Source organism: Winogradskyella sp. UBA3174 (genome assembly GCF_002364335.1).
Classification (GTDB): domain Bacteria; phylum Bacteroidota; class Bacteroidia; order Flavobacteriales; family Flavobacteriaceae; genus Winogradskyella.
Genome location: NZ_DEXW01000033.1, coordinates 50,507 through 51,776, shown reverse-complemented (window position 1 = coordinate 51,776; position 1,270 = coordinate 50,507). Strand labels below are relative to the sequence as shown.

At 32.0% G+C, this 1,270-nt stretch carries 1 protein-coding gene; it reads left to right on the top strand.

The window, feature by feature from the left end:
* Positions 1 to 5: 5 nt before the first annotated feature.
* On the top strand, positions 6 to 1,270 hold a 1,265-nt coding region (locus B2U95_RS04700; protein WP_296313332.1), incomplete at its 3' end, for an HTTM domain-containing protein.

Here is a 1,270-nt window from a genome sequence, read left to right as displayed (position 1 = left end):
TGTTGATGCTAACAAAACTAAAATCTTATTTAAACCGCAATACTAAAGCAGCACCTTTGGCTGTTTTTAGAATAGGTTTTGGTGCTCTGATGTTAGCGAGTATAATCCGTTTTTGGGGTTTGGGGTGGATAGATAAATTGTACTTGCAACCAAAATTTCAGTTCAGTTATTACGGGTTTGAATGGATAAAACCTATTGGTAATTACACCTATTTAATTTTTGCAATTTGTGGATTATCTGCAATTTTTGTTATGATAGGTTTTAAATATCGATTAGCGATAATTACATTTTTTCTAAGTTTCACCTACATAGAATTAATGGATAAAACCACGTATCTCAATCACTATTATTTTGTAAGTGTAATTAGTTTTTTAATGTGCTTTTTACCAGCTAATGGGTATTTTTCTATAGATGCTATTATTAGAAAGAAACAGTATAAGCAAATTCCGAAATGGACAATTGACGGTATAAAATTATTACTTTCAATCGTTTATATTTATGCAGGTTTGGCAAAACTGAATAGCGATTGGCTTTTTAAAGCAATGCCATTAAAAATCTGGTTGCCCTCCAAATACGACATTCCACTTATTGGCGAAACATTGATGCACAAAGATTGGTTTCACTTTGCTATGAGTTGGTCAGGTTTAATTTATGATCTTGCCATTCCGTTTTTATTACTGTACAAAAAAACACGCACCTTTGCCTTTATCATGGTGGTTATTTTTCATGTGTTTACTAGGATCTTATTTCCGATTGGTATGTTTCCTTATGTGATGATTGTATCGACTTTAATATTTTTTGATGCTGATGTGCACGAAAAGATTTTGAATGTATTGAGAAGATTTTTAACTTTTTTAAAGTTAAAAACAATAGTACTAAAAACTGAGGTATATAACTACAATCATAAGAAAATTATAGTGCCATTACTCATCGTTTTTTTTGCAGCCCAACTCACTTTTCCTTGGCGCTATGTTTTATATCCAAATGAATTATTCTGGACAGAAGAAGGCTATCGATTTTCATGGCGCGTGATGCTGATGGAAAAAGCAGGTTATGCAAATTTTAAAATTGTGAATAGTGAAACCAAAGATTTTTTCTATGTGGATAACTTAGATTTTTTAACGCCATTTCAGGAAAAGCAAATGAGTTTTCAACCTGACTTTATTCTACAATATGCCCATTACTTAGGTAACCATTTTAGCAGTCAAGGTCACGAAAATGTACAGGTATTTGTGGAATCTTATGTGGCCCTTAATGGAAGATTAAGCCA